The sequence below is a fragment of the Anaerobiospirillum succiniciproducens DSM 6400 genome (assembly GCF_000482845.1).
Taxonomy (GTDB): domain Bacteria; phylum Pseudomonadota; class Gammaproteobacteria; order Enterobacterales; family Succinivibrionaceae; genus Anaerobiospirillum; species Anaerobiospirillum succiniciproducens.
Genome location: NZ_AXWV01000099.1, coordinates 1 through 9,339 on the forward strand (window position 1 = coordinate 1; position 9,339 = coordinate 9,339).

The 9,339-nt window shown below is 45.0% G+C and carries 7 protein-coding genes; 6 read left to right on the forward strand and 1 reads right to left on the reverse strand.

The genetic code is table 11. The features are described from left to right. The coding region (locus tag H524_RS15570; RefSeq protein WP_052339072.1) for a hypothetical protein at positions 1–659 on the reverse strand (659 nt) is incomplete at its 3' end. Positions 660–1,578: 919 nt separating this feature from the next. Between H524_RS15570 and rsxA the strand changes: the two genes are divergently transcribed. The 6 genes from rsxA to H524_RS0111085 all read left to right on the forward strand — a co-directional run bounded on the left by rsxA (position 1,579) and on the right by H524_RS0111085 (position 8,816). Further along, positions 1,579–2,166: an electron transport complex subunit RsxA gene (gene rsxA, locus H524_RS0111060; RefSeq protein ID WP_027940259.1), complete on the forward strand. Its 588-nt coding sequence runs from the start codon at positions 1,579–1,581 to the stop codon at positions 2,164–2,166. 282 nt (positions 2,167–2,448) lie between these two features. Then, positions 2,449–2,958 (forward strand): RnfABCDGE type electron transport complex subunit B, encoded by a 510-nt coding sequence (locus H524_RS0111065; RefSeq protein WP_169726153.1) that lies wholly within the window; start codon positions 2,449–2,451, stop codon positions 2,956–2,958. A 2-nt stretch (positions 2,959–2,960) separates the two neighbouring features. Beyond that, positions 2,961–5,351, forward strand: coding sequence for an electron transport complex subunit RsxC (rsxC, locus tag H524_RS15575; RefSeq protein WP_052339074.1), 2,391 nt, complete (start codon positions 2,961–2,963; stop codon positions 5,349–5,351). 165 nt (positions 5,352–5,516) lie between these two features. Beyond that, the gene (locus tag H524_RS0111075) at positions 5,517–7,325 is read left to right on the forward strand and encodes an RnfABCDGE type electron transport complex subunit D (protein ID WP_027940261.1); all 1,809 of its coding nucleotides are present in this window, start codon (positions 5,517–5,519) and stop codon (positions 7,323–7,325) included. A 2-nt stretch (positions 7,326–7,327) separates the two neighbouring features. Further along, the gene (locus H524_RS0111080; protein WP_027940262.1) at positions 7,328–7,960 is read left to right on the forward strand and encodes an RnfABCDGE type electron transport complex subunit G; all 633 of its coding nucleotides are present in this window, start codon (positions 7,328–7,330) and stop codon (positions 7,958–7,960) included. Between the two features lie 121 nt (positions 7,961–8,081). Beyond that, a complete protein-coding gene (locus H524_RS0111085; RefSeq protein ID WP_084281765.1) occupies positions 8,082–8,816 on the forward strand; it encodes an electron transport complex subunit E in 735 nt (244 codons plus the stop codon). Positions 8,817–9,339 lie beyond the last annotated feature (523 nt).

Consider the following 9,339-nt stretch of genomic DNA (forward strand, 5'->3'; position numbering starts at 1 on the left):
CTCTTGGTAGCCGCCTTAGTAGCAGTAGCTTTTGCCTTGGCTGCAGTGCTCTTGGTAGCCGCCTTAGAGGCAGTAACTTTTGCGTTGGTTGCAGTGCTCTTAGTAGCCGCCTTAGTGGCTGTCGCCTTTGCCTTGGTTGCAGTGCTCTTGGTAGCTGTAGCTTTTGTTTTGCTTGCTTTGCTATCTGCAGCCTTTGCTGTAGCGCTAGTAGCCTTGGTGGCTTTTGACTTAGTCTCTTTGGTAATTGTAGCTGCGGCTGCTTTTGGAGCTGCTTTAGCTTTTGGAGTTACTTTAGCCTTTGAAGTTGCGGCAGCCTTCTCGGCAGTGGCCTTTGGCTTGGCACTCTTGCTTGCTTTTGCAACTTCGGTTTTAGCAACTGAGGCTTTGCTCTTGGAGGCAGTCTTTACCTTGGTAGCAACAACTTTTTCAGATGCCTCAGTTTTAGCCTTGCTCTTGCAAGCTGAGCTCTTTGACTTGCAGGCACTCTTGCTAGCTGTCTTGGTAGCTGTCTTGGTAGCGACCTTGGTCTTTACTTCCATTGCTTGATCTTTAGGCTTTTTGTCTGCAGCGCTTGCTGCTTTACGACAACAACCACGTTTAGCAGGCTTCTTACCATCCTGCTCTTTAACCTTTGATTCTTTCTTAGCTGATGCTGCCATGTGATTCTCTTGCTAATTAGCTGTAATCAATCGAAACCTGATAGTTTCATTATCACCAACCTAATTAGAGGCGCAAGCGCTCTATTGAAGTTATGCAGCATTTTTTCATACTAAAACTCCATACTTATAAGGGCGTCACAAAGCACGTGAAAGTAAGCACTATATCTTTGCTATTTATGCCTCTAAAAGAGGCTTATTTGACATATTTTGATCACGCTGTGCACTACTTTGAACTAGGTTAATAAACCAGATAGTATGGCCGCGAGGAGCTATTATTTTTTTGATGCCTCTTCGTTTTGCTCGAACAATGATTGCTGCCTTACCTTTTTTAGTAAGTATGTGCAAATGTACCGACGTTTTTGATTGTTTCTGATGCAACGTAATTGATAAGAGGACTGACTTACTTTCAAATGATAATTTATGCCCAATTGGCTGTGCTTTTATGGGGCTGCTTTGTATGTCAGTTACCGTCAACTAATGCGATATGTATCGCTTTAGTTTCCCTATCCTAACCATCTTGTATGGTGGGCAAAAGCTCATAGCTTAGGCCTTTTTCTATTGCATAAAATACGCAACAGAATGACCTCGATTAGTCAAAACAAAGTCTTTGCAGTAAAATGAGGCGATTTTGAGTCCGAGTAGGATCAAGATCAAGTTTACGCTAAGCAATGGTTGATTCAATCTAAGCCATTGTTTTGTAAGCTCTCGATGCAATGAGTGCCTCATTTTAAATGGTCTCATGACTTGCATCTATGCATAGCTACGTATCACTAAAAGTACAACGCAAAGGCATGTTTTAGCCCATAGCATCATTGCTAAGCCTATTTAGGCGTTTGGGGGCATTTTTTTTTGATGCCATTGCCTGTATTAAAGTGCGCTCTTTATTAACGCGTAGCTTTAATTAAGAAGAACAAAACCTATGGTCGATGCTTTAATCCTCTTTTTCAGCGCTGCCATCGTGAATAACTTTGTGCTGGTTCGCTTCTTAGGTATTTGTCCATTTATTGGCGTATCTAATCAGCTTTCTGCAGCCTTAGGCATGGGCGGAGCAACTACTTTTGTGCTCGTACTTTCTGCGCTGATCTGTAATCTTGCGTTCAACTTTGTGCTGATCCCATTAGGCCTAACCTCTTTAGACCTGATTGTCGACATCATCATTATTGCTGTTGCAGTACAGCTAGTAGAGATTGTCATCCGCAAGACCTCATATAGCCTGTATCAGGCATTAGGCATCTATCTGCCTTTGATTACTACTAACTGCATCGTGTTAGGTTTAGTGCTTCTTAATAGCTCTTTAAAGCACACCTTAGTTAACTCTATGGTCTATGCCTTAGGCGCTGGTGCTGGTTTTACTCTGGTGTTACTGCTGTTTGCAGCTATGCGTGAACGTCTTGCTATTAACGATGTACCAACACCGTTTAAAGGTACTGCCATTGCCCTCATTAGCGCTGGACTTATGTCATTAGCTTTCATGGGCTTTGCAGGCTTTACTGGCTCGGTAATGTAATACGAGCTTATAGCCTTCAAATCGTATCTTACTCATTGATAGTAAGTTATTTGTTCTTGCTCTTTGGTGTTTGTTTTAAGGCACCAACGCCACTTAATGATGTGGCAGCAGTCTTGATGCTAAAGACAGCTCTGTTTTAAAAAATTAAGATACCGTGTTGCTTGAATGGCGGTGTTTTTTTGTAGTTGGCTGGCTTTCTTTAGTTTTTTTAATAGAGAGTATCGTTCAATGATTGGTGATAACGAATTAAGCTTTTTGCTATACGGTGCAGGAGCATTGTTCTTGCTCGGCATCGTACTGTCATACTTGGCTCGTTCAAAAGGTTCTTCAGGTGACGATACTGCTCAGAAGCTTGAAAAGGCTCTACCAGGTGCTCAATGCGCCCAATGTGGCTACCCTGGTTGCCGCGCCTACGCTGAGGCCATGGCCAACGGCACCGCACCATGTAACAAGTGCACTCCAGGTGGTCAGGACACCGTCGACACTCTTGCTGAGATCTTAGGTGTATCTGTTCCTACTGATGAATCTGATGATGCTATCTTTACCCCACGTACAGTAGCCATCATTCACGAGAGCCTATGTACCGGTTGTACTAAGTGTGCTCGTCACTGCCCTGTTGATGCGATTAAGGGAAAAGCTAAAGTGGTTCACTCCATCATTGAAAACGAATGCATTGGCTGCGCAGAATGCGTCAACAAATGCCCTGTTGACTGTATCGAAATGGTCCGTCTTGAGCCTACTACCGCCAACTTCAATTGGGAGTTGGAATCCATACGCTTCAAAGGAAATTAGTCATGCCTTTTTCTAAGCAATTAGACAAAATCCTGCGTGGTAAGCTCTGGAGCTTCTTCGGCGGAATTAAAACCAATGAGCGTAAATCAACCTCTGATTGCGCCATTGAAGAGATCGATATCCCATCCTTAATTACCTTGCCTTTAGAGCGTCATTTAGGCGAGGGCGGTGAGATCTTGGTTAAAACTGGCGATCACGTTAAAGCTGGTCAGCCATTAACTCGTCCAGGTGGCAATCGTAATGTGCCACTGCATGCATCTACCTCAGGTGAGATCACCAGTATCTCCATGCAGGTATTGCCACACCCTTCAGGTTTTGCCGGTCGCTGCATTACCATCAAGCCTGACGGCTTAGATGAGAAAGTACCAGACGAGCCAATGTTAGATTGGGAAAACAAGACCCCACAAGAGCTTTTAGAGCGCATTCGCTCTTTTGGCGTTGAGGGTCTTGGTGGTGCTCAATTCCAAACTGCAGCCAAGATCGGTGCAGCGGTTGAGGATGCAAAGGGCGATTGCAATATCTTCATCGTCAATGGTGCTGAGTGCGAACCAGTAGCCACATGCGACGATCGTCTGATGCAAGAAAAGGCTGCCGATATTGCCAAGGGTATCGAGGTAGTTCGTAAGATCCTCAATCCTAAGGTCACCATTGTCGCTATTGAGGACAATAAGCCTAAGGCCATTGATGCTATGAAGGCAGCTGTTGCCGATGACGTTATGGTAAGAGTTATTCCAACCATCTATCCATCTGGCGCAGCCCGTAACTTAATTAAGATCTGTACTGGCATTGAGATCCCATACTCTGAACACACCTCTGAGTGCGGTATTGTGGTTGATAACGTTGAGACTGTTTATGCGATTAAGCAGGCCGTTATCGACGGTGTGCCACTCATTAAGCGCGTGATTACCGTTGATGGCAAGACTTTAGGTCGTACTGGTAATGCTTTAGTGCGCTTAGGTACCTCAGTAAGATTTGTTCTTAACGCCTATAAGCTAAATCCTGAAAGAAGACAGCGTATCATCTTGGGTGGTCCACTGATGGGCTTTACTCTCCCATCTATCGACGTACCAATTACTAAGAGTGCTACCTGCGTCTTTGTACCTTCAGTTAAAGAAATTGAAGAGCAACCTGAGGCAATGAACTGCATTCGTTGTGGTCGTTGTGCTCGTGTATGCCCAAGCCGCCTTACTCCATACCATCTGTATGCCTTATCTCGTGCAGGTCAACATAAGAAGACCAAGAGCTGCGGCATGCTCGATTGTACCGAGTGCGGTTGCTGCTCTTATGTTTGCCCATCACGCATTCCTTTAACTGCTCAATTCCGTAAGGAAATGGCGATCCTACACTTGCTCGATGATAACCAAAAGCGTAATCAGCGTGCCCAGGAGCGTATTGCTGTACGTAATGAGCGTATTGCCAAGGAAGAAGAGCAACGTCGTAAGCGTCGTGAGGCTGCTTTAGCTCGTGCTGCTGCACAAAAGGGTAATGACGCTAATGCAAGTGATGATGAGATCGCTCAAAAGCGTGCTGCCGCTGTAGCTGCTGCCCGTGAAAGAGCCGCTGCTAAGAGAGCTGCTGCAGCTGCAAACAATGCAACTAATCCATATCTGAACAATCAGAGCACTGCATCTGACGAAAGTCAGTCTAAGCATGTGGTAAACCCAGTTACTACCTTAGCTACTAACAGTACTGATAGCAGCGCAGCTCCAGCGCTTAAGATTAGCTCAATTAAGTCACCAATTGAGGTTACCAAGACCGACAAGAGTGACAAGAGCTCAACTAAAGATAGCTTAAACATCAGCTCGACTAAGGGTGCAGTTGAGAAGAACAAGAGCACTGCAGATAGCGACTCTGCTCAAAGTGGCAAGGCTAAGGCCAGTGCCATGATGAGTCAGACTAAGGATGGCATGCTCTACGCTGCTATGATGGCGCAAGATACTGCAGCATCACGTTCTGATAGCGGTCGTTCTTCACAAAGACTGTCTGATGAATCAGTAACCATTGCAAACGCCTCAACCTCTGTCTTAAGTAAGCTTAGCCGCAATGACAAGGAAGAGGCTGAAGCTGACGTTGAGGTTGCTAAAGAAGCAGCACAAATCGATCAAGATAAGGTAGTACCGTTTGCTATCCGTCGTGCAGCTGTTACTAAGCATGCTGAGCCTCTTATTCACTACCCTGCTCCTGAAAATCAGGATCCTGACGTACGTAAGGTTGAAAACCCTCCTGCAGAAGGTGTTTACATCCCACAGAGCCGTCCACGTGCTAAGAAGTACTTGACTGCACCTGAGGAGCGTAAGCAAGAGGAGATGAAGATTCCAACTGCTTTGCGTCGTAAGGATTTACCACCACCTGACAGTGAGCAATCTTCAGAAGATAACAGCTCTAAGGCCTAGTAAGTACTAGCCTTAATTTGCAAGAGCAAGTCTTGGTATAAAAGAGGCTTGCTTGATTAGATAAGCACAGTGTAGCGATGTGAACAAAGATAGTTGCCTTGTAAGTAATGCAGCTATCTTAAATAACTAAAGCTATACGCAGTTCCCTGAAAACAGGATTAACCAATGCAAATTTCTGTTCAAAGTGCGAAGCAAAACTTAGGCATCGAGCCTGCACCGCACTTGCACTGCCAAATGAGCACCACCCGCATCATGATGACTGTGATTGTGTCACTGATCCCTGCGGTGGGTGTTATGACCTACTTCTTTGGCAGCGGTACGCTTATTCAATTCATTATCGCCAGCATCACAGCAATTGCTTGCCAGGTGCTGACAGCTCTCATGCGTAACCGCCGAATTAAGCATGTATTTAGAGATCCATCAGGTGTAGTAACTGCACTCTTACTGGCGCTTACACTGCCACCACTGCTGCCTTGGTACTTTACTGTTATGGCAACTGCTTTTGCTATGTTGCTGGTACGTGAGTGCTTTGGTGGTCTGGGCATGAACATCTTCAATCCAGCCATGTCTGGATTTATCTTCTTGGTGATCTCTGCCCCTGGCATCTTCTACAGCACTTGGGTTTCCCCAACCCCTGGCGCTATGTATGTAGCCACTCCATCGCGTACTTTAGATGTGGTCTTTGCTGGTGCTGATCCTCAGGTACTGATTAAAGAGATCAAAGATCTTAACCGCCAAAACGAGTACGAAGTTTCGCACTCTATGGCCCAGATCTCTCAAGACCGTGCTCAAGCTGAAGCACAAAAGCAACAACAAACAGCTGCAGCCGCAGCCGCATCTGATGCCGATGCCGACAAGATCAAATCACCAGATGCTAACGGTCAAGACTCTACCGAGCCAAACAACGAAAACACCTCACTTGCAGATGAAGCAACTGCCGCAGCCGACACTGACTCAACTGAGGCTAATGTAGAGACCACAGCCGACACTGAGTCAACTGAGGCAGAAGTAACCACCACTGCAGATGACGTTGCTGCTACAGAAGACACAGCCACTGCAAAGGACGTTGCTGCTTCTCAAGAAACTGCCGCCCCTGTACAAGAGGCAGCTACAGAAAATAACGCTGCATCTGATGAAGTAGTAAACACTCAGGATGAAGTTGCTAACGATGCAGCCATGGCTGCTAGCGCCGCTGAGGACAATGAGACTGCACAGGATGAGTCCAAGTTAGAAGCAACTAGCGCTGAAGTTCAGATCGCTAAAGCTAATGATGTTGCTAAGGACGTAGCTACAGCCAAGAACGAAAACGCCGCTAAGGTTGGTCAATCTGTGCACATGCAAGATGAGATCATTGCTAACGCCCACGACACTAGCAATGAACTGATGATTCGTGAGCAAGAGCGTCTGCAAGAGCAAGCTACTATTGCCATTGAAGGCCGCTTTACTGCTGATGCACTCACTGGCGCTACCTTCTTAGAGAGCATCAAGACTTCACGAAAGGCAGAAACTGTTGAGAGCGTACCTCACGTTGACTTTACCGGCCCTAGCTTCATGGCTTATGCCTGGCTTGGTGGTGCCTACGTTCTTGGTGGCCTTATCTTAATTTTCACTGGCTGTATCCGCTTCCAAGTTCCTTTAGCTTTCTTGGGCGCAGTGGCAGCAACTGCCGCTATTTGGCATCACTATGATCCAGCCTTATCTATTACTACTGTAGAACACTTACTCATGGGCGGTACCATGTTAGGTGCTTTCTACATCATCACTGATCCAGTTACTACCTGTGGCACCTTTAAAGGACGCATTATTCTCTCTGCATTTATTGGTGTCTTAGCTGTAATCATGCGTATCAATGGTAGCTACTCAGACTCTATTGCCTTTGCCGTTATGCTGGGCAACTGTTTAGCCCCACTCATGGATGTTATGACCAAGCGTCGTCCATTTGGTATTGGATATCGCACAGGAGGTCTTGATTAACCATGTTTAACTCACAACCAAACGCCCGCGCCATTTTCTCCGGCATTAGCTTAGCGGTAATTGCGGTGTTATGTACCGCTGGTGTGCTCTATGTTCAGGCTGATACTGAAGAGCATATCCAAGCTAATCGTGTACGCTATGAGCAAGAGTTAGTTAACAAGATGCTGCCTAATGCTCAGAAAGAGGCAACAGGCAAGATCACTTACCGTTGCAAGCTTATTTCTGACAAGCTCATTGGTAAGAACATGCGTGCTTATATTGCGCAAGATGAAACTGGCAAGGTACTTGGCTATATCTCCAACTACTCCACCAATCGTGGATACTCTAATCCGCTCATCATGATTGGCGCTGTAGATAGCAATATGCGCATTAGCAAGATTGACTTTATGGTCTCCAAAGAGACACCTGGTATTGGTGACAAGCTCGATCGCAAGAAAGGCACCTACCTTGATATGTATGACAATCTGAGCATCGATGATGCAAAGTGGGACGTGAAAAAGTTTGGTGGTGATTTTGACTACATCACTGGCGCTACAGTTACCTCAAGAGCGGTTGCTTTAGCCACTCACGATTTTCTCAAGGCCATGCAAAAGATTGACTTTGAGTCACTCAAAGATTGCAAGCCAAGCAATTAATCATATTTGCCAAAGAATTAAAGCTTCAGGCACCATCAACACGGTGCCTCAACAAAAGAGACCACATGAATACAAGTAGCTACAAATAGCTGCTAGCAACAGTCTCTAAGAGATTCAAACTATGAAAGATCACATTGAAGTTGAAGGCAAATTACAGCCTGATGCCCCAGTGCAAAAGCAAATCTCGCTGTGGGAGATCTTTATCAAAGGAATTTGGAAAGATAACCCAGGTCTTTGCCAGCTTTTAGGTATGTGCCCACTGCTTGCTGTAACCACCTCAGCTGCTAATGCCTTAGGCTTAGGTATAGCTACTATCTTAGTTATGGTACTAAGCTCTATGGTTATCTCCATCATCCGTAAGGTAGTGGTACAAGAGATTCGTATCCCAATCTATGTAGTGGTGATCGCTTCTTTAGTAACTGCAGTTCGCTTTGAGATTGAGGCCCACTTCCCTGAGCTCTATCAACAACTTGGCATATACTTAGCCCTGATTGTTACTAACTGTATCATCATGGGTCGCGCTGAGGCCTTTGCTGGCAAGAATAATCTCTTACGCTCCACCGTTGATGCCATTGCTTGTGGTATCGGCTTTACCTTAGTTCTTTTTGCGCTTGGTGCTATTCGTGAGATCTTAGGTAGCGGCACCCTCTTTGTTGGTGCGGCTGACTTACTTGGTCCATGGGCAAAAGATCTTGAAGTACACCTTTACAACCCAGACTTTTCAGTGCTGATAGCTATTTTGCCTCCAGGAGGCTTCTTTGTTTTAGCTTTCTTAATTGCTGGCAAGAACTATCTCGACACTCGATCAGAGCGTATTGCTAAAAAGAAGGCACGCATCAGATCAGTCAACATCTAATACCTTGTTCTTAATGCATAGTATCTAATGCGTTAGCAACCACCTTAGCATCTAATGCGTTGGTACCCACCTTAGCATCTAAGGTTGCCAAATAAACACTCTTCTAAATGCCGCTTTAATAGCGGCATTTTGCTATCCCCACCGCTAAGACCAACATAATCTAATCTTTTCCTCACCATAGTCTTAGCAACAGCATGCTCTTAGCAGCAAGCTCACATCAAAATACAAAATCTAACAAACACTGATTTAAAAGTGTTGTCATACAATTACAATAAAGTTAACAAAACTATCAACTACCGCAAAAACCCATAGCGTGCTTACTAATGAGAGTTGTTGTGGCAAAAACCATAAATTTGCAGAAAGTCTTTTTGCATTTGATAATCATTATCATTTTATTTTCGTACAATGTGCACACGATCAAACTTTGATATGGCGAAACGGCAAAGATGCTTTAGTTCACATTTTTGCTTTAATGCCATTTTACCCGAGCTAGCCTTGGGGATGCTCTTTAAAAATCTAATTT

Bases quoted from the DNA above. Each gene is read 5' to 3' on its own strand.
- rsxA (WP_027940259.1), top strand. From the start codon at position 1,579: ATGGTCGATGCTTTAATCCTCTTTTTCAGCGCTGCCATCGTGAATAAC.
- rsxC (WP_052339074.1), top strand. From the start codon at position 2,961: ATGCCTTTTTCTAAGCAATTAGACAAAATCCTGCGTGGTAAGCTCTGG.
- H524_RS0111075 (WP_027940261.1), top strand. From the start codon at position 5,517: ATGCAAATTTCTGTTCAAAGTGCGAAGCAAAACTTAGGCATCGAGCCT.
- H524_RS0111080 (WP_027940262.1), top strand. From the start codon at position 7,328: ATGTTTAACTCACAACCAAACGCCCGCGCCATTTTCTCCGGCATTAGC.
- H524_RS0111085 (WP_084281765.1), top strand. From the start codon at position 8,082: ATGAAAGATCACATTGAAGTTGAAGGCAAATTACAGCCTGATGCCCCA.